Source organism: Luteibacter aegosomatissinici (assembly GCF_023078495.1).
In the GTDB taxonomy this organism is placed as follows: domain Bacteria; phylum Pseudomonadota; class Gammaproteobacteria; order Xanthomonadales; family Rhodanobacteraceae; genus Luteibacter; species Luteibacter aegosomatissinici.
The window spans coordinates 4,040,745-4,059,131 of the sequence record NZ_CP095742.1; the positions used below are offsets into that span (position 1 = coordinate 4,040,745).

Below are 18,387 nucleotides of genomic sequence, written 5' to 3' on the forward strand. Positions count from 1 at the left end.
CGGAGCCACCCATGGCCTTCCTGCCCCGGCTCGCCGGCCTGCTCGCCCTCTCGCTTACCGTATCCGCCAGCGCCTTCGAGGCACCGGCGTCGTGGTCCGTGTCGCGGCAGATGATCGTGGTCACCACCGGCGGCTGGAACGATATCCAGGGCACGCTGCGCACCTATACGCGTGAGGGTGGCACATGGAAGCAGGTGAGCGAGCCCGCACCCGTCGTGATCGGCAAGACCGGTAGCGCGTGGGGCGTTGGGCTTTCGCCACCGCAATCCAACGGGCCGCAGAAGCGCGAGGGCGATGGCCGCAGCCCCGCCGGCATCTTCCGCGTCGGCACCGCCTTCGGCTACGCCGAATCCAACCCGACCGCCCTGCCCTACAAGGGCCTGACGGCCTCTGACTACTGCGTGGACGTGGACGGTTCGCCTTACTACAACCAGCTCGTCGACGAAAAGAAAGTCGGCGAGAAGGCGGTGGCGGGCGCTACCGAGGCGATGCGCCGCGATATCCATTTCCAGGGCGACCACGCCTACCGCATCGGCTTCGTCATCGAGCACAACCCCGATGGAAAGAAGGGGGCCGGTAGCTGCATCTTCGCGCACCTGTGGAAGACCCCGACCTCGGGCACGGCCGGCTGTACCGCCATGGCCGACACCACGATGGAGCGGCTGCTGGCGTGGCTGGATCCGTCGAAGAAGCCCGTCGTCGTGCTGCTGCCCAAGGCCGAATACGCCCGACTGCGTGATGCATGGAACCTGCCCGCCCTATGAGCTCGTACGATGTCATCGTGATCGGCGCGGGGATCGCGGGCGCATCGGTCGCCTGGTTCCTCGCCCCGCACGCGCGGGTGCTCGTGCTCGAGCGCGAGGTGTTCGCCGGCATGCACACCACCGGCCGTTCGGCGGCGCACTTCAGCGAGACCTACGGCTCGGCGCAGGTGCGTGCGCTATCGCGCGCCACGCGTCCCTTCCTCGACAACCCGCCTGCGGGCTTCTCACACCACCCGATCCTGCACACCCGTGGCTCGATGGTCGTCGCGCGCGCAGAGCAGGAAGCGCAGCTGCGTGCGGACTTCGAGCTCATGCGTGCCAGCACGCCCAGCCTGGCGTGGTTCGATGGCGATGCGGTCCACGATGCCGTGCCCGTGCTTCGACGCAAGGCAGCCCACGCGGCCATCTGGGAGCCCGAGGCGGCGGATATCGACGTGAACGAATTGCACCAGGCGTTCCTGCGCGGGGCGAAAACACGCGGCGCCACCGTGCAACTGGATACCGACGTGCGCAGCCTCACCCGGGAAGCCGGCGGCTGGTGCATCAACGGCAGCCTCCAGGCGCCGATCGTCGTCAACGCCGCGGGGGCGTGGGCGGATGTGATCGCCAGCCTTGCTGGCGTCGCCCCCATCGGACTTGAACCACGTCGCCGCTCAGCCTTCCTGTTCGAACCGCCCGAGGGTATCGCCACGCAAGATTGGCCCTTCGTCGTCGATCTCGACGAGTCGTACTACTTCAAACCCGATGCCGGCCTGCTGCTCGGCTCCGCCGCCAACGCGGATCCCACCCACCCGCATGATGTGCAGCCGGAGGAATACGACATCGCGCTGGGCATCCACCAGATCGAAGAAGCCACCACCATGAGCATCCGCCGCCCGACCCGCACATGGGCCGGCCTGCGCAGCTTCGTGCCCGATGGCGACCTGGTCGGCGGCTTCGCGGCGGATGCACCCGGCTTCTTCTGGCTGGCGGCGCAAGGTGGCTATGGCATCCAGACCAGCGCGGCCATGGCCGAGGCCTGCGCGTCGATCATCCTCGGCCACGCCATGCCAGCGCATCTCGCCGACGCGGGCATCAGCGCGGGGATGCTTGCACCACGATGAGCATGTTTTGACCAGCGCAACGCAAGTGCTTGTCGCAACTTATGAGACGCGGGTTATCCACACTGTTATGCAGTTGATACCCACATGGGCTGTGGATATCAGCGATCGCGCGCACGCTCGCTCCTGCAGGTTCGTCTCACCTGGCAGTGGTCTTTTGTAGGAGCGAGCCTGCGCGCGATAGCCATCCGCGATGTGGTCACGAACTGACCACGATGACGCAAGTCGCTGTCTCAGTTCATGAGACGCGACTTATCCACACGGTTATGCAGGCGATACCCACACACCCTGTGGATATCGGCCGGCTTGCCCACCGCATGCTGGTCATGAAATAAGCAGTGCAATGCAAGTCGTTGTCGGCTAATGCCGAATGCGAGTTATGCACATGCTTATGCAGGGCGTATCCACATTCGCTGTGGATATCGCGGCATCACGGGCAAGCTCGCTCCTACAGGTGGTCTTCGCGTGCGGCTACCCGCGCGGTGGTCATGTACTGACCACGATGATGCAAGTGGTTGTTCTGTACCGCGCAACGCGACTTATCCACACGGTTATGCAGCCGGTATCCACACAAGCTGTGGATGCATCGCTTCGGCATTTCGTTCGAACTGCTACCGCTACTCAGCGGAAAACGAACGGCGCATGCGCCGGTACGCGATCGAAGCCAAAAAAAAGGCCCCGCCGAAGCGGGGCCCTTTCATCGTTTCGCCGAAGCGAACGGGGTATTACTTCATCAGACCGGCGAGGGTCTTGCCGAGGTCGGCCGGCGACTTCACCGTGGTGACGCCTGCCTTCTCGAGAGCCGCGAACTTGGCTTCCGCCGTGCCCTTGCCGCCCGAGATGATCGCACCGGCGTGGCCCATGCGCTTGCCCGGGGGAGCCGAGGCGCCCGCGATGAACGACACGACCGGCTTCTTGACGTACTGGCTGATGAACTCAGCCGCGTCTTCTTCCGCGCTGCCGCCGATTTCGCCGACCATGATGATGCCTTCGGTCTGCGGATCGTCCTGGAACAGCTTCAGGCAGTCGATGAAGTTCAGGCCGTTGATCGGGTCGCCACCGATACCGATGCAGGTGGACTGGCCGAGGCCTTCGTTCGTGGTCTGGAAGACCGCTTCGTACGTCAGGGTGCCCGAACGCGAAACGATACCGACCTTGCCCGGCTTGTGGATGTGGCCCGGCATGATGCCGATCTTGCACTCACCCGGGGTGATGACACCCGGGCAGTTCGGACCGACGAGCACGACATCCGGGTTCGACTTCAGCACGTTCTTCACGCGCATCATGTCGAGGACGGGGATGCCTTCGGTGATGGCCACGATGACCTTGATGCCGCTATCGATGGCTTCGAGGATCGAATCGGCAGCGAACGGAGGCGGCACGAAGATGACCGAGGCATCGGCCTTGGTCTGGTCGACAGCCTGGCGCACGGTGTTGAACACCGGCAGGCCAATGTGCTCGGAACCACCCTTGCCCGGGGTCACGCCACCCACGACCTGGGTACCGTAATCGAGAGCCTGCTGGGCGTGGAACGTGCCCTGCTGGCCGGTAAAGCCCTGGACGAGGACCTTGGTGTTCTTGTTGATCAGGACGCTCATGTTACTTCGCTCCTCAGGCCGCTGCGGCCACGGCCTTCTGGGCCGCATCGTTGAGATCGTCGGCCGGCGTGATCGCCAGGCCCGAGTTGGCCAGGAGCTCACGGCCCTGGTCGACGTTGGTGCCCTGCAGGCGGACGATCACGGGGATCTTCAGGCCCACTTCCTTCACCGCGGCGATGATGCCTTCGGCGATGAGGTCGCAACGCACGATGCCGCCGAAGATGTTGACCAGGATGGCCTTCACCTTGTCCGACGAGAGGATGAGCTTGAACGCCTCGGTGACGCGCTCCTTGGTCGCACCGCCGCCCACGTCGAGGAAGTTGGCCGGCTCGCCGCCTGCCAGCTTGATCACGTCCATGGTGGCCATGGCCAGGCCTGCGCCGTTCACCATGCAACCGATGGTGCCGTCCATCGTGACGTAGTTGAGGTTGTGCTGCACGGCAGCTGCCTCAGCCGCGTCTTCCTGGGTCAGGTCGCGCATGGCGGCCAGGTCCGGGTGACGGAACTCGGCGTTGTCGTCGGAGTTGACCTTGCCATCGAGCGCGGCGAGGTTGCCGTCGGCGAGGATGGCGAGCGGGTTCAGCTCGACCAGGGCCAGGTCCTTCTCGTTGAACAGCTTGTACAGGCCAAGCATGATCTTGACGAGCTGGTTCACCTGCTTGCCTTCCAGGTCCATCTTGAACGCGAGTTCACGCGCCTGGTACGGCTGGAGGCCTTCGACGTAATCCACCACGAGGGTGTGGATGTCTTCCGGCGTGTCGTGGGCGACCTGCTCGATATCGACGCCGCCGTGCTTGGAGGCGATGAACGAGATGGCCTTGGTGTCACGATCGGTGAGGATCGACAGGTAGAGTTCCTTCGCGATGTCGGTCGCGTCGGTCACCAGCACCAGGTTCACCGGCAGCGCGCGGCCAGCCGACTGGTACGTTTCCATGTTGGTGCCGAGCATGCCCTTGGCGGCGGCGCGGACATCGTCCAGGCTGCGGCAGAACTTGACGCCACCGGCCTTGCCGCGACCACCGGCATGGATCTGGGCCTTGACCATCCACTGCGAACCACCAAGGTGCTTGGCGGCGTCGACAGCGGCATCGGGAGAGTTGGCAACCTTGCCCGGGGGCACGGCGATGCCGTACTTCGCGAACAGTTCTTTGGCCTGGTACTCGTGGAAATTCATTCGATACCTCGAGCGAACGGAGAAAAGCGAGTGAACACGCAAAGGCCGCTGGCGGCCCCTACGGGGATGGGGGATAACACGCGAACTACGCAAAACCGGCGCAATACGGCCAAGTATTTTCGCGGATGGCGCCCCCAAAGGAAAGGGGCCGCCACGGCAGCCCCTGCCGCTGCCGCGTGTTGCCGTGTATCAGGGGCGCCCTATACTGGCTGTCATCCCAGGCCCCCGGGGCCGCCTGGCGGAGAGCCAAAACCGTGTCCACGCCCGTGCCGACGATGACCACCACCGCCCGGGCAAACCAGGCCACGGCTCGCCACGAACTGTTCTTTTTCAACTACTTCCGGCTGGGCCAGGCGGCGGTCTATGCCGCCGTGGCGTTCCGTCCGGAGCACATGGCGTGGCCCACCCTGCCCGACCCCCTGCTGGCCCGGGTCATGGCCCTGGCCTACATGCTGGCCGCCCTGGTCATGGTCGCCCGCACCCGGCCCCTGCTCCACCGGCCGGTCCTGGTCGTCTCCGTCGGGCTGACCCTGGACATTGCCGCCGCGCTGCTGGCCCTGATCCTGATGCACGACGTGCGCATGGGCGTGGCCATGATGCTGGCGGTGAACATCGCCACGGGCGCCCTCCTGCTGCCCCTGCGGCTCTCCATGTTCTTCGCGGCGCTGGCCACCCTGTGCATGCTGGGCCACTCCCTGTTCGACGTGGACCAGCCCGGTGCTTCGGACAGGGAGGTGGTGGAATACGGCCTGTTCGGCGTGGCTTATTTCGCCTGCGCCTCGCTCTGCTACGTGCTGGGCCGGAATATCCGCGCCTCGGAGGCCCTGGCCGAACAGCGCGGCATCGACCTGGCCAACCTCTCCCAGGTGAACGAGCTGATCATCCGCCGCATGAAAACCGGCGTGCTGCTGGTGGACGAGGGCAACCGCATCCACCAGTTGAACGAATCGGCGTGGATGCTGATGGGCAACCCCTCGGCCGAGCAGCGCGACCTGGGCTCGCTGGCCCCGGAGCTGTCGCGGCGCCTGTACCACTGGCGTGCCTCGGGCAAGCTGGATGAGAGCGCCACCATGCTGGCCGATGGCACGCCCGAGGTCGTCCCGCGCTTTTCCCGCCTGGCGCCCAACGACGACTCCCACGTGCTGATCTTCCTGGACGACACCTCGCTGGTATCGCGCCGCGCGGAAGAACTCACGCTGAGCTCGCTGGGCCGGCTCTCGGCCTCCATCGCCCATGAGATCCGCAACCCGCTCGCAGCTATCCACTATTCCGCCCAGCTACTGGCCGAATCCACCGACCTGGCCGATACCGACCTGCGCATGGTCGAGATCATCAATAACCACTGCTCGCGCCTCAACGAGATCATCGAGAACATCCTGCAGCTGTCCCGCCGCGAGCGCTCGCGCCCGGAGACGCTGGACCTGAGCCGCTGGGTGCATGATTTCGTCACCGAGTACCGCCAGGGCAACGACCTGGGCGCCGATGTGCTGCGCGCCGTCTCCGGGTCGGAGCCCGTGGCCGCCGTGGCCGATCCGCAGCACCTGCAGCAGGTGGTGTGGAACCTGGTGCAGAACGCCCTTCGCTATGGGCGCATGCCCAGCGAGCCCGCCCGGGTCATGGTCGTCGCACGCCATTCCGAGGCCGGCATCCCCATCCTCGAGGTGATCGACCGCGGCCCCGGCATCCCGCCCAAGGTGGCCGCACAGATCTTCGAGCCGTTCTTCACCACCCACGAGTACGGCACCGGGTTGGGCCTGTACCTGGCCCGGCAGATGACCGAAGCCAACCAGGCCGCACTGGAATACGTGCGCGTGGCCGGCGGCGGCAGTTGCTTCCGGATCAGCCTGACCCCGCCCGCCCGAAACCCCGCCGTAGCGCCGATCGCGGCCCGCGCATGATCATTGCGCTTTGCCTGCGGGCCCCGGCCGGTTACATTTGGAACATTCACCGAAACTTTCGGACCCGATGAGCAAGCAGACTGTCCTGGTCATCGACGACGAGCGGGACATCCGCGAGTTGTTGACCATCACTCTCGGTCGAATGGAACTCGACGTCGACGCCGTGGGGAGCGTCAGCGAGGCGCGGAACGCCCTGGCCAACCGCCGTTACGACCTGTGTTTCACCGACATGCGGCTGCCCGATGGCAGTGGCCAGGAGATCATTGAGCTGATCTCGGCCACGTACCCCGACATGCCGGTGGCCATGATCACCGCCTATGGCAACGTGGATGCGGCCGTGAACGCCCTGAAAGCGGGCGCGTTCGATTTCGTCTCCAAGCCGGTGGATATCCACCTGCTGCGCCGCCTGGTGAAGACGGCCCTGCGCCTTTCCGAGGAACGCCGCAGCGAAGCCGGGGCCAAGGCCGCCCCGGGCGCCGACCGCCTGATCGGCGATTCGCCGGTCATGGTCGAGGTGCGCGGCAAGATCGCCAAACTGGCCCGCAACCAGGCCCCGGTCTATATCGCCGGCGAATCCGGCGTGGGCAAGGAACTGGTGGCCCGGCTCATCCACGAACTGGGCCCACGCGCCACGGGCACCTTCGTGCCGGTGAACTGCGGTGCCATTCCCTCGGAACTGATGGAAAGCGAGTTCTTCGGCCACCGCAAGGGCAGCTTCACCGGTGCCCATGCCGACAAGGAAGGCCTGTTCCAGGCCGCTCATGGCGGCACGCTGTTCCTCGATGAAGTCGCCGAGCTGCCCCTGCACATGCAGGTGAAGCTGCTGCGCGCCATCCAGGAAAAGGCCGTGCGCCCCATCGGCGGCCGCGACGAAATTCCCGTGGACGTGCGCATCCTGTCCGCCACGCACAAGAACCTCGCCGCGCTGGTCGAGCAGGGCCAGTTCCGCCAGGATCTGTTCTACCGCATCAACGTGATCGAGCTGCGCGTGCCGCCGCTGCGGGAACGCCGCGGTGACGTGCCGCGCCTGGCCGATTTCATCCTGCGCCAGCTCGCCGTGGAATCCGGCGGCGCACCGGGCAAGCTCAAGCCTGATGCGCTGGCCGCCCTGGAGGCCTACCAATTCCCGGGCAACGTACGCGAGCTGGAGAACATCCTCGAACGCGCCATGGCCATGTGCGAAGGCGACACGATCGAGGCCGATGACCTGATGCTGCCGCAGCGTACGGCCATGCCGGGCGATGTGGCACCTGCCGCCATCGGCGCACCGGTGCCCGTTGCCGGCGTGCCGGCGGGCTCGCCCGCACCGCGCAACCCTGCGGCGGATGGTTCGCTCGAGGACTACATCACCAACATCGAGCGCGACACGATCATCAAGGCCCTGGAAGAGTCCCGCTACAACAAGACCGCCACCGCCAAGAAGCTCGGCATCACCTTCCGCGCGCTGCGCTACAAGCTGAAGAAGCTCGGCATCGACTGATGCCAATCATCACGGGTGCGACTCCAATGTAGGAGCGCACCCTGTGCGCGACATCTTTCGCGACAACCTACGCCATCTTCTTCAACACCCGCCGCGCCACCCACCACCCGTGCGCACGCCTGCCAGCCACCCACGCGCCCCAGTAGAGCGCACAAGCCGCTGCCGCATTTGCCCACAGCTGCCAATGCAGGCCCCAGCTCCTGACCATCTCAACATCCTGCGCAGGAAAACTCCCTAGGGATGTGTAGAACAACGGGAACATCCACACCGCTCGCAACGCATCGAAGAACCACGCGTCGACGCAAGGCAGGTCATAGCAGCTGGTCTGCACCCCAAGGATCGCCACGGCACCCAGGCAGTGGCCAAGCCATGCACCCACGAAGATGGCGCCGCGCGTCTTCCACGCCATCGCCACCCGTATCGATTCCGGATTCCACGTCATCCCACGCCCACCCTTTGCCCGTTGAACCTGCGCCTGCAGGAACGGAAAGGTTAATCAGCGGGTTCGGCGGAAAGATATGGAAGGATTCTGAAAAATCGGTCGGATTTAAGCCCACCTGGCGCAGGCGGCACTCGCCAACGCTGCACCCGGCCAAAGGAATCAGAGCGCGTTGTAGTGAGATACCGAGGCTTCGAGTAAAGCGACAAGGTCGGCTCCCTGATAACGAACGCCTTGCTTCTGAAAGATCCCGTCGCCCATCACAATCTCAAAAGGACCGCCGCTTGCCGCCGCATCAATCCGGATCGCGATGTAGCACCCGGATCTGGCCACACGGTCGATCATCGCTAAAAGGTCTGCGAGGCGAACTATGCTTGGCTCGTCTTGGCCAGGGGCCGAAGCAGGATCAGTGGGGAACACCTCGCGCAATATCAGCGACAAGTCCGCCCCGTCAAATCGCCGCGTCGCCTCATAATCGGGAAAGGCATCAATGCCAACCGTATAGATCTTGCCGTTCTCGCGCAGACCGTCGAATTTGATCAGAACCGGAAACGTCGTGAGTGCGTACGCTACTGCCCTACCAAATAGCCATGCAATCTCACGCCAGCTTTTGCCCTGGCCGCACTGACAATTCATTCATACGTCCTCGGTGGCGACCCATTCGAAGGTGTCAGTGACCTTGAAGTCGCCCCGCCGCTTCTGGCGCGGAATGCAGAACGTCGATCAGCCGGATCGCAATGCCCGCCAGCATCCAATATCTCAATCGCCGCCCCCTTCCCCCTGGCAAAGATATCGATCGCATGTACCGGCGAATGCCGGCTGCGAGAACTTAAGGTGCTGACGGATTCCGTGTCAATGGCCCATAAATACAAGACCGAACGCGCCATGGCAAAAGTTACGATATGCTGGGGATCACCCCGCGTCGAATGCCAGTGACCTGCAAAGGCCCTCGTGATGGTTGTCGGCGCAGGGCATCGCAAGCATCGCCCGGCCCACAAATGCCTAACCAAGGAGAGGAAGCATGACGCGAGCCGGAAAGTTCTCTATCGCTATCAACACCGCTTGCTTTGGGCTGGTTGCCTGGCTGTCATCCAACACCTGGGCACCCGAAGGGGCTGAGAGCATGACGCCGGCCGGGTTTGACGTCATGCTTTGGGTGCTTGTTGCGTTACCGCTAACTGCCGTAGCACTAGTGACCAACATCATTTGGTTCGTGCGCTTCATACGCAACAGGCGGCGCAGTGTCACCACGCATATGGGCCAGGAAGGAGCCTGCCTCCTCCTCATCGGCATGGCCTGGGGAGTCCTTGTAGTCGTTGACCACGTCTGCGGCTATCGCGGTTCACTCTGAATAACGCTACCAAACCTACCTTGCCAGTGGCGTCGCCTGGAGCAAATAGATAAACGCCGCGAAGGCGATCAGCGAAACGATCATCAGGCAACGCGCCCGCAGGATCGCACTGCGAGTCTCGTCCGTGTCAGGGATGACCGCTCCCCCCGTCAGATAGACCTTCAGCAGAAGTGATCGGTCAGAGCGTGAAAAGATAGTCCCTTCGACGCGCTTTCCATTGATCGTTCCGGCATTCCTGCCAAGCCTTCTGACGAATGCCGCGGTGCTCGCGAGATAGGCGCCATTTGACGCTACGACGACAAGGAAAGCCAGGAGCAAGAGCACCCTTCACCTCAATCGTTGCCGTCATTCGTAGCTACATAGCGCACACCGTCGATCGCTGCAATACTGTCGGCTTCCAAATCCTCGAGTTCCCACAGCAAACTTACATCTACCCTTACCCCAGGGTGGCGTGGTGCGCATCGTTGGCGATGGAGGGCTGGATCGACTTCGCGTAGGCCCCGTACCAAGCGCAATGAGGGATGGTCGTGCCATTTCAAAGCATTGAGGACGAAGTCCTCGCATCGCTGCAGGATTACCTGGAATCAGGCCGGCTGGCGGTTATGGGAAAAGCCGATCCCGTGTTCGAAGCGCTTGGCGCGGCTTTCCCCGTCCCGATCAACCGTATCGCTTTCTGGGACATCCCTGGCCACATGAAGGGCGGCGGCGATCGCGGGCCTGACGTTCAACAGGCGTTTGCCGCCTTTGTCCGTGGCATCGTCCAGCGCGATGGACTCGGCGGCGAGATCGTTGCGATAGGCGATAACTTCGTCAACGTCGCGATACGTGGGAACATCGAGGACGTGCTTGAGGCCATGCCCATGATCGCCGCTTTTCCGCAGCACACGTATCTCTGCCCGTTCCCCAATCCGAGCTGGTGTGCGAGCCTGACGTTTGAGGGCGATTTTTATTTTGCTTATGCGCCCACTGAGATAAGGACCGTGCCCTAAAGGTGAATTCAGGGTTCGCCATTGGATGGACTGACGCGGGACCGATCGCGCGCTTGCGCGCGATGCAGGTTACGAGGCGTTGATGCTTGCCTGGCTGGCTTCCAGCGCCTCGCGCACCTTCTTCAGCAACGCCCGTGACTGGATGGGCTTGTCGATGAGGTAGAGGTGCTTGATGTCGGGCAGCTCATCGAGGTTGGGCGGTGAACTGGGGCGAGCGAGGAGCAGCACCGCGCCCTTGTAACCGTGTTCGAGCAGTGCGGCGAGCGTGCGCACGCCGGTGAACAGGTTCATGTCCGCGTCCATCACCACGAGGTCGGGCACGCCGTGGGCTTCGATCCACTGCAGCGCGGCCGTGCCGCTTTGGCTCGCGCCGGCCTGGTAGCCGTAAGTGTCCAGGGTGTCGGTCAACAGCGATAGCTGTACCGCCTCTTCGACCACTACCAGCACGCGCTCGGCCTCGCCCTGCAGGTAGGGCTCGAGTACCGGCATCTCGCCCAGGTCACTCTCTTCCACGCCCAAGGGCAGGTACAGGTGGAACTCGGTGCCCTCCCCCAGCTTGCTCCGCACGCGCATCAAGCCACCGTGGCTCGCGACGATGCGCTTGCACGAAAGCAGGCCCAGGCCCGTGCCGGATTCCTTGGTGGTGAAGAACGGCTCGAACAGTCGTTGCAGCACTTCCGGCGACATGCCCGCGCCGGAATCGATCACCGAAAGCTTGAGGTAACGGCCGGGCGTGCGGCTTTCATCCTCACTGAAGAAATCATCGGCCAGGGTGACCTGCGACGTCTCGATGCGCAGGCTGCCACCTTCGGGCATGGCCTGGATCGCGTTGAGGGTCAGGTTCAACAGGCACTGTTGCAGTTCGGTGTGGTTACCCTCGAACGCCACATCAGGGTCGTAAACATCCACCTGCATCTGGATCGTGCGCGGCACGCTGCCCTGTAGCAAAAGCTTCAACGCATCAGTCAGCGCCCCCAGCTTCACTTGCTCGGCACGGCGCGCGCCACGCGCGAACGAAAGCATCGACGAGACCATCTCCAGGCCGCGGCGACCGCAATCGCGCACCAGGGCGCCAAGGCGGGCCAGGCGCGGGTCGTCCGCGTAGTCTTCCAGCGTATCGCCGGCCAGCAGCAACGGCTGCAGCAGGTTGCGCAGGTCGTGCGACAACCCACCCGCCAGCAACGCCAGGCTCTCGAAGCGCTGCGCACGGATCAGTTCCTGCTCTGCGCGCGCACGCGCCTTCAACTCTTCGGCTTCGCGCAGCGCACGGCGCACGGCCGATGCCAGGCGCGCGGTGTTCTGTTTCAGGATGTAATCGGTCGCACCACTGCGCAGCGCTTCGATCGCTGCTTCTTCACCCAGCGTCGCCGAGATGAAAATAAAGGGCAGATCGATGGACCGGGCACGCAGGATCTGCAGCGCACGCTCGCCACTGAAGTGCGGCATGCTCAGGTCAGAGAGGACGATATCGGGGCGGAACTCGTCCAGCGCCGCGACATACGCGGGCTCGTCGTCGACCAGCCGCACCTCGTACTCGAGGCCGTCGTCGTCCAGCTCCGACAACACCAGCTCCGCATCGAGTTCACTATCCTCGACCTGCAGGATCCGGACCTTCTCGCTCTGCGCGTTCATGCGTGCGTACCGCCCCTTACTCGCCGCCTGGGCGTTGATTGAGCACTGCCCAGAAGTGGCCGAGCGTCTGCACGGCCGTGAAGAATTGCTGCGCGTCCACCGGCTTGAGCACGTAGGCGTTCACGCCCAGGTCCCAGCTGCGGGCCAGGTCGCTTTCCTCGCGTGAGGAGGAAAGGATCACCACCGGCGTGCGCTTCCAGCGCTCGTCGCTGCGCAGTTCCTTCAACACTTCCAGGCCATCCTTACGCGGCATCTTGATGTCGAGAAGGATCACGGCCGGATCCTGTTCCTGCCGATCGGCATAGCGGCCGCGGCGGTTCAGCCAATCCATGCAATCCACGCCGTCCTCCACGTGCACGACGGGGTTGGCGAGGTTCGCCTTGATCAGCGCCTCGGTCGCCATTTCGGCATCGAACGGGGAATCCTCGACAAGGAGGATGGTGCGAAGATCGGTATCGTTCATGAGTCACCCAGGCGTGCGCCCGGCATATCGGACGCTGGCAGTGAAAAGTGGAAGGTGGCACCGCGGTCGGTCTCGCCCTCGGCCCACGTGCGGCCGCCATGGCGGGCGATGATGCGCCGCACGTTGGCAAGGCCAATGCCGTTGCCGGGGAATTCCGAAGCGCGGTGCAGGCGCTGGAACACGCCGAACAGTTTGCTTGCGTATTGCATGTCGAAACCGGCGCCGTTGTCGCGCACGGCAAACTCGTAGTCACCGGTACTGGTTCGCTCGACGTCGATGGAAACCCGGCCGACCTCACGATTGGCCGTGTACTTCACCGCGTTGCCCAACAGGTTCTGCCACACCGTGCGCAGCATGTTTTCATCGCCAATGACGATGGGCAGCGGTGCGATGGTCCACTCGATGCGGCGATCGCGGGCATCGGTTTCCACCAGCGCACGTGCCTCATCCACCAGCGATTGCATATCCACCGGCTGCAGGCGCAGCGCGCCGCGGCCCAGGCGTGAGAACACCAGCAGGTCATCGATGAGCTGGGCCATGCGCTTCGACGAGCTGCTGATCACATCGATGTAGTGACGCACGCGGTCGTCCGCCTGGTCACCCAGATGCGCCTCGAGCTTGCCGGCAAAGCCTGAGATGTGCCGCAGCGGGGCGCGCAAGTCGTGCGAGACCGAATAGCTGAAAGCCTCCAGCTCGCGATTCACATCCGAGACCTGCTCCACCTTGCCCTCGAGCTGGCGGTTCAGTTCGGTCACTTTCTGCTCGACCAGGGCGCGCGCCGTGATATCGCTCACCGTGATGAGGACGGCTGGGCTATCGGTATCGGGCAGCGCGATGCGCCGCGCATTGATCACCACGAAGCGGTCGATGCCATCGACAGTGCGCTGGGTGAGTTCGTAATCCCATAGCTCGCGATCGCGTGCCACCACATCATTCAGCCGTTGCAACAGCGCCATGTCATCCCAGGCGCCGTTGCCGATCGAGCGCAGCGGCATGTGTGCCTGCTCGTCATCGGTGTCGTAGCCATAGAGCTCGGCGAACGCCGCATTGACCAACAGCGTGCGCAGCTCGCCATCGAGCATGACGATGGGCTCGCGTACGGCCTGGACGATGAGCTGCGACCGCTTCACCGCTTCCGCTTCGCGCGTTTCGGCGGCCAGGCGGATCGAAATCTGCCGTTCGGAGACCACGACCACGATAACCAGCAGCGCGATCTGCGCCAGCGCGGCCACGCCAAGCACCACGCGGTTATCGGTAGCGGTGCCGCGCGCGTTCGCGCGGCGCTCTTCCTGCAGCTTCGATTCTTCGGCCAGGATATCGACCACCCGCTCGCGGAACGGGAACATCTGCCGGGCGTCTTCCATGATGGCGAAGGCCCCTGCGCGATCGCCCGCGCGGATCCGCTCAAGGGCTTCCTTGGTCAGCTTCAACCGGCCGTTAGCGACGGATTCCAGGCCGCCAATACGGGCCACCTGGTCGGGGTTATCGGCGACGGTTTCGCGCAGGCTCGCCAGGATGGCGGGCAGCCGGGTCTCCGGCATGAGCGCGCGTTCTTCCAGGTCCTTGTCCAGCGTACCGCCGGCGGCCAGCGTATACACGGCGGCTTCGCTGCTACGCAGGATCGCATCGGCCCGGTAGATGCTGGCCTTGATATCGGCGGTATGGGTCACCCAATCGCGCGAGCTCAGTGCCTGCTCGGAACTGGAGCGCGTGATGAAGTAAGGCAAAGCGACGCTGACCAGCACCGCGGCTAACAAGCCGACGATGCGCCAGCGCACTCCAACGCGTTTGATCATGCCTTCGTCATCCCCACGACGACTCCTGCCTGGTGTGAAAAGGCATTGTAATCGCTGCGCCAATACCTGAGGTCAAAGGCGGTATTGGCGCCACGGGGCCGTGAAGGCCCCGTGACGGGGGGATGGCTTGACGCTTAGTGACCGGACGTGCTCATCGAGTACGGCGCAGCGTCCGCCCCGGTACCCCACTTCGACGGCTCCGCCTGCATGCTGAAGTGCAGCTCACCACCAGCGGTCAGCTCCTCGTGCGTGACCCACGTGCGGGCCAGCTCCTTGCCATTGAGCGTGACCTTGCCTACATACGGGTGCTTGGCATCCAGGTGGTCGGTCGACACGGTGAAGCGCTTGCCGTTCTGCAGGTTCAGCGTGGCCTTCTCCACGAACGGGCGGCCGATCACGTACTGGCTACTGCCCGGGGCCACCGGGTAGAAGCCGAGCGAGCTGAACACGTACCAGGCGGACATCTGGCCGAGGTCGTCGTTACCCACCAGGCCCGTGGGGGTCGGCGTGTACTGGGTCTTCATGATCTGGGTCAGGCGCTCCTGGGTCTTCCAGGGCTGGCCGGCGTAATCGTACAGGTAGGCCACGTGGTGGCTCGGCTCATTGCCGTGGGCGTACCAGCCGATCAGGCCGGTGATGTCTTCCACGTGCGCGAACGACTTGGGATCCACCTTGGCATCGAACACCGAGTCCAGCTTCTTCACGAAGGCGTCGTTGCCGCCCAGGGTCTGGATCAGCGCGGCCACGTCCTGCGGCACGTACCACGAGTACTGCCACGCGTTGCCTTCGGTGTAATCGCTGCCATAAGCGGCCGAGGACGGATCGAACGGCTCGCGGTAGCTGCCATCGGCCTTGCGGGCACGCAGGAAGCCGGTCTTCGCATCGAAGCTGTTCTTCCAGTTGCCGGCGCGCTTCATGAAGGTCGCGGCCACATCGTCCTTGCCCATGGCTTTGGCCGCCTGGGCCAGCGACCAGTCGTCGAACGCGTATTCCACGGTCTTCGAGGCCGCTTCCGGCTGGTGATCGATCGGCACATAGCCGATCTTCATGTAGTCATCCAGGCCGCCGTACGGGCCGTAGGTGGCACTGGCCACCATGGCTTCCAGGGCCTTGCCGCCGTCGTAGCCGCGGATGCCCTTGACGTAGGCATCGGCGATGACCGGCACGGCGTGGTAGCCGATCATGCACCACGTCTCCATGCCGCCATACGCCCACACCGGCAGGATGCCGAACGGGCTGGCCTCGCGGGCCGCGATCAGCGAGCTGACGAAATCGTTGCTCTTGTTCGGCTCCAGCAGGGTCATGAGCGGCTGCTGGGCGCGGTACACGTCCCACAGCGACCAGGTGGAATAGAAGTCGAAGCCCTTGGCGTCGTGCACCTGGTTATCCGGGCCACGGTACTGGCCGTTCACGTCCATGCTGAGCGTGGGCGAGAGCATGGCGTGGTACAGCGCGGTGTAGAAGGTCTTGCGGGTTTCGGCCGGGGCCTGCAGGTCGACCACCGAGAGGGTCTTTTCCCACAGCTGGCGGGCATCGGCGCGGCGGGCGTCAAAGTCGAAGCCGGCGCCATCCTTGTCCAGGTTGGCGATGGCGTTGTCTTCGCTCACCGTCGAGATGGCCACCTTGGCAATCAGCGGCTTATCGAGGTTGCCGAAGTCGAACACGCCCTCGAGCGCGCGGCCGCTGATGCCATCCACGTCATCGTTGCGGTTACCCGGGCCGCCAAAGCCGCGATAGACGATCTTTTCCTCGCGGTTCTTCAGCTCGCGCGAGGTCATGGGCTGGTTGAAGCGCATGGCGAAGAACAGCTGGCGGCCCGGCGCCCAGCCGCGGGTTTCGCGGCCGCCGGTCACCGTGCCATCGGGGCGCACGCGCAGGCTGGACCACAACACCTTGCCTTCGTAGTCGTAAATGCTGGGGCGCAGGTCGAGCAGCACGTGGGCCGGCTTGCCCTTGGGGAAGGTGTAGCGGTGGAAGCCCACGCGCGCATTTGCCGTCAGTTCGGCGCGAACGTCGTAGTCGCTGAGGGTAACCGCGTAGTAACCTGCCTCGGCCTTTTCGCTCGCATGGGAGAACCGCGAGCGATAGCCGCTGCCGGGCTGGTCGGGGGAGCCAGGGTCCAGCTTCACATCGCCGGCGATGGGCATGACCAGTACATCGCCCAGGTCGGAGTGGCCGCTGCCGGAGAAGTGCGTATGCGAGAAACCCAGGATGCTCGAGTCGCCGTACTGGTAGCCGGCAGCCCACTTATAGGCGTGCTTGAAGTCCGGCATGGCCGTATCGGGGGAGAGCTGCACCATGCCGAACGGCACCGTGGCGCCGGGGAAGGTATGGCCATCGCCGCCCGTACCGATCATCGGATCCACCGCCGACCAGGCGCTGGAGCCCTTGTCAGCCGTGGCCGCCATGGCCAGGGCAGGCAGGGCAAGAGACAGGGCGGCGGCCAGCAGGCCGCGGCGCAGGCGCGTGGAACTCGACATCGGAATCTCCCCGGGGATGGACTGAAAGCACGTCCCGATCATTTGGATCGTGACAAACACGTCGAACGTAGCAAAGATAGCGCAGCCACGCATGTTGCAGTGCGTGATGTATCCCTTGGCTTATCGCGCGATGATCGCGCGGTTTAGATCGTTTGAAGGAGTCACGATGGCGAGGACAACCCCGCAGCGCCGCAAGGTAACGCTGGCCGACATCGCCCAGGGTTGCGATGTCTCGCGGGCCACCGTTTCACTGGTGCTGCGCGGCAGCCCCCTGGTGAACTCGGCCACCCGGGCCCGGGTGGAGGCCGAACTCAAGCGCCAAGGCTACGTCTATAACCGGGCGGCCGCCAACCTGCGCCGGCGTACCTCCTCGAGCATCGGCCTGGTCATCAACGACCTGGGCAACCCCTTCTTCGCCGAATTCGCCGCCGGGGCCGACGAAACCCTGGCCAGCGCCGGGTACGTCACCCTGCTGGGCAACACCGGCGAATCGCCCGAGCGCCAGCAGGCGGTGCTCAACTCCATGATCGAGCACGGCCCCGCCGGCATCATCCTTTCCCCGGCCGAAGGCAGCGATGGCGAACGGGTGCTCAGCGCGGTGGGCATGCATACCCCGCTGCTGGTGTTCAACCGCGAGCTGCCCGATGACGAAGGCACCCATCGCTGGGACACCCTGGAGATGGATAACGAGCACGGTGCGCGCCTCGCCACGCAGCACCTGATCGAGCTGGGCCACCAGCGCATCGCCTTCTTCGGCGGCCACCGCGATTCCAGCTCGGTGGAACAGCGCCGCCGCGGCTACGCCAACGCCATGAAGGAAGCCGGCCTGAAGGTCGACCCGGCATGGCTCATCGAAAGCGCCCCCACCCGCCTTGAGGCCGCACGGCAGACCGGTGCGCTGTTCGCGCGCGACCCCGCGCCGACGGCGGCGGTTTGCTACAACGATGCCGTGGCGCTTGGGCTTATGCTTGGCCTGACCAAACGGGGCCGGCGGCCGGGCGAAGATTTCGCCCTCACCGGCTTCGATGACGTCGCCGAAGCCTCGGTGTGCGTCCCGCCCCTCACCACCGTCGCGGTGGATCCGCGCGGCCTGGGCCGGCGCAGTGCCGAACTCATTCTGGAAAGACTTCGCAATCCCGAGACGGACACAGCCTATACGATCGCGCCCGTGCGGCTCGTCGTACGCGAAAGCAGCTGCGCCCCGTCCTCCCCCTAACCAAACC

The 18,387-nt window shown here is 64.4% G+C and carries 16 protein-coding genes; 7 read left to right on the top strand and 9 right to left on the bottom strand.

The features are described from left to right. Positions 1–11: 11 nt before the first annotated feature. Positions 12–764: a L,D-transpeptidase family protein gene (locus tag L2Y97_RS18230; protein WP_247429462.1), complete on the top strand. Its 753-nt coding sequence runs from the start codon at positions 12–14 to the stop codon at positions 762–764. Then, positions 761–1,867, top strand: coding sequence for an NAD(P)/FAD-dependent oxidoreductase (locus L2Y97_RS18235; protein WP_247429464.1), 1,107 nt, complete (start codon positions 761–763; stop codon positions 1,865–1,867). The genes L2Y97_RS18230 and L2Y97_RS18235 overlap by 4 nt, the downstream gene beginning before the upstream one ends. A gap of 722 nt (positions 1,868–2,589) precedes the next feature. Here L2Y97_RS18235 and sucD read toward each other — a convergent pair. Then, positions 2,590–3,462, bottom strand: a complete 873-nt coding sequence (sucD, locus tag L2Y97_RS18240) for a succinate--CoA ligase subunit alpha (protein WP_045830691.1) — start codon at positions 3,460–3,462, stop codon at positions 2,590–2,592. A 13-nt stretch (positions 3,463–3,475) separates the two neighbouring features. Beyond that, positions 3,476–4,636, bottom strand: coding sequence for an ADP-forming succinate--CoA ligase subunit beta (gene sucC / locus L2Y97_RS18245; RefSeq protein WP_247429465.1), 1,161 nt, complete (start codon positions 4,634–4,636; stop codon positions 3,476–3,478). A gap of 275 nt (positions 4,637–4,911) precedes the next feature. Between sucC and L2Y97_RS18250 the strand changes: the two genes are divergently transcribed. Both L2Y97_RS18250 and L2Y97_RS18255 read left to right on the top strand, forming a co-directional pair. Next, the gene (locus L2Y97_RS18250; protein ID WP_247436885.1) at positions 4,912–6,534 is read left to right on the top strand and encodes a sensor histidine kinase; all 1,623 of its coding nucleotides are present in this window, start codon (positions 4,912–4,914) and stop codon (positions 6,532–6,534) included. Positions 6,535–6,601: 67 nt separating this feature from the next. Continuing rightward, positions 6,602–8,014 (top strand): sigma-54-dependent transcriptional regulator, encoded by a 1,413-nt coding sequence (locus tag L2Y97_RS18255; RefSeq protein ID WP_247429467.1) that lies wholly within the window; start codon positions 6,602–6,604, stop codon positions 8,012–8,014. A 67-nt stretch (positions 8,015–8,081) separates the two neighbouring features. Here the strand turns inward: L2Y97_RS18255 and L2Y97_RS18260 are convergent, their stop codons facing one another. Together L2Y97_RS18260 and L2Y97_RS18265 are read right to left on the bottom strand one after the other, a co-directional pair. Continuing rightward, the gene (locus L2Y97_RS18260; protein WP_247429469.1) at positions 8,082–8,456 is read right to left on the bottom strand and encodes a hypothetical protein; all 375 of its coding nucleotides are present in this window, start codon (positions 8,454–8,456) and stop codon (positions 8,082–8,084) included. A gap of 159 nt (positions 8,457–8,615) precedes the next feature. After that, on the bottom strand, positions 8,616–9,089 hold the full coding sequence (locus tag L2Y97_RS18265; protein WP_247429471.1) for a hypothetical protein: 474 nt from the start codon (positions 9,087–9,089) through the stop codon (positions 8,616–8,618). Positions 9,090–9,474: 385 nt separating this feature from the next. Here L2Y97_RS18265 and L2Y97_RS18270 point away from each other — a divergent pair, with 385 nt between their 5' ends. Then, on the top strand, positions 9,475–9,804 hold the full coding sequence (locus L2Y97_RS18270) for a hypothetical protein (protein ID WP_247429473.1): 330 nt from the start codon (positions 9,475–9,477) through the stop codon (positions 9,802–9,804). 15 nt (positions 9,805–9,819) lie between these two features. Here the strand turns inward: L2Y97_RS18270 and L2Y97_RS18275 are convergent, their stop codons facing one another. Continuing rightward, positions 9,820–10,128: a hypothetical protein gene (locus tag L2Y97_RS18275; protein WP_247429474.1), complete on the bottom strand. Its 309-nt coding sequence runs from the start codon at positions 10,126–10,128 to the stop codon at positions 9,820–9,822. Positions 10,129–10,325: 197 nt separating this feature from the next. Between L2Y97_RS18275 and L2Y97_RS18280 the strand changes: the two genes are divergently transcribed. Then, positions 10,326–10,793, top strand: coding sequence for a hypothetical protein (locus tag L2Y97_RS18280; protein WP_247429476.1), 468 nt, complete (start codon positions 10,326–10,328; stop codon positions 10,791–10,793). Between the two features lie 69 nt (positions 10,794–10,862). Here the strand turns inward: L2Y97_RS18280 and L2Y97_RS18285 are convergent, their stop codons facing one another. The 4 genes from L2Y97_RS18285 to L2Y97_RS18300 form a co-directional block, all read right to left on the bottom strand. After that, positions 10,863–12,425, bottom strand: a complete 1,563-nt coding sequence (locus tag L2Y97_RS18285) for a response regulator (protein WP_247429478.1) — start codon at positions 12,423–12,425, stop codon at positions 10,863–10,865. A 16-nt stretch (positions 12,426–12,441) separates the two neighbouring features. Then, on the bottom strand, positions 12,442–12,888 hold the full coding sequence (locus L2Y97_RS18290) for a response regulator (protein WP_247429480.1): 447 nt from the start codon (positions 12,886–12,888) through the stop codon (positions 12,442–12,444). Further along, complete coding sequence (locus L2Y97_RS18295) at positions 12,885–14,684, bottom strand: sensor histidine kinase (RefSeq protein WP_247429482.1); 1,800 nt, start codon at positions 14,682–14,684, stop codon at positions 12,885–12,887. The genes L2Y97_RS18290 and L2Y97_RS18295 overlap by 4 nt, the downstream gene beginning before the upstream one ends. Positions 14,685–14,818: 134 nt before the next feature. Further along, positions 14,819–17,164 carry a GH92 family glycosyl hydrolase gene (locus L2Y97_RS18300; RefSeq protein WP_283248291.1) on the bottom strand — a complete coding sequence of 782 codons (2,346 nt, stop codon included), beginning with the start codon at positions 17,162–17,164 and terminating at the stop codon, positions 14,819–14,821. 166 nt (positions 17,165–17,330) lie between these two features. Between L2Y97_RS18300 and L2Y97_RS18305 the strand changes: the two genes are divergently transcribed. Then, on the top strand, positions 17,331–18,380 hold the full coding sequence (locus L2Y97_RS18305) for a LacI family DNA-binding transcriptional regulator (RefSeq protein WP_247429484.1): 1,050 nt from the start codon (positions 17,331–17,333) through the stop codon (positions 18,378–18,380). The last annotated feature ends 7 nt before the right edge of the window (positions 18,381–18,387 follow it).

Bases quoted from the DNA above. Each gene is read 5' to 3' on its own strand.
- L2Y97_RS18255 (WP_247429467.1), top strand. From the start codon at position 6,602: ATGAGCAAGCAGACTGTCCTGGTCATCGACGACGAGCGGGACATCCGC.
- L2Y97_RS18285 (WP_247429478.1), bottom strand. From the start codon at position 12,425: ATGAACGCGCAGAGCGAGAAGGTCCGGATCCTGCAGGTCGAGGATAGT.
- L2Y97_RS18230 (WP_247429462.1), top strand. From the start codon at position 12: ATGGCCTTCCTGCCCCGGCTCGCCGGCCTGCTCGCCCTCTCGCTTACC.
- L2Y97_RS18295 (WP_247429482.1), bottom strand. From the start codon at position 14,684: ATGATCAAACGCGTTGGAGTGCGCTGGCGCATCGTCGGCTTGTTAGCC.
- sucD (WP_045830691.1), bottom strand. From the start codon at position 3,462: ATGAGCGTCCTGATCAACAAGAACACCAAGGTCCTCGTCCAGGGCTTT.
- L2Y97_RS18280 (WP_247429476.1), top strand. From the start codon at position 10,326: ATGGTCGTGCCATTTCAAAGCATTGAGGACGAAGTCCTCGCATCGCTG.
- L2Y97_RS18250 (WP_247436885.1), top strand. From the start codon at position 4,912: ATGACCACCACCGCCCGGGCAAACCAGGCCACGGCTCGCCACGAACTG.
- L2Y97_RS18260 (WP_247429469.1), bottom strand. From the start codon at position 8,456: ATGACGTGGAATCCGGAATCGATACGGGTGGCGATGGCGTGGAAGACG.
- L2Y97_RS18270 (WP_247429473.1), top strand. From the start codon at position 9,475: ATGACGCGAGCCGGAAAGTTCTCTATCGCTATCAACACCGCTTGCTTT.
- L2Y97_RS18300 (WP_283248291.1), bottom strand. From the start codon at position 17,164: ATGTCGAGTTCCACGCGCCTGCGCCGCGGCCTGCTGGCCGCCGCCCTG.
- L2Y97_RS18265 (WP_247429471.1), bottom strand. From the start codon at position 9,089: ATGAATTGTCAGTGCGGCCAGGGCAAAAGCTGGCGTGAGATTGCATGG.
- L2Y97_RS18305 (WP_247429484.1), top strand. From the start codon at position 17,331: ATGGCGAGGACAACCCCGCAGCGCCGCAAGGTAACGCTGGCCGACATC.
- sucC (WP_247429465.1), bottom strand. From the start codon at position 4,636: ATGAATTTCCACGAGTACCAGGCCAAAGAACTGTTCGCGAAGTACGGC.
- L2Y97_RS18235 (WP_247429464.1), top strand. From the start codon at position 761: ATGAGCTCGTACGATGTCATCGTGATCGGCGCGGGGATCGCGGGCGCA.
- L2Y97_RS18290 (WP_247429480.1), bottom strand. From the start codon at position 12,888: ATGAACGATACCGATCTTCGCACCATCCTCCTTGTCGAGGATTCCCCG.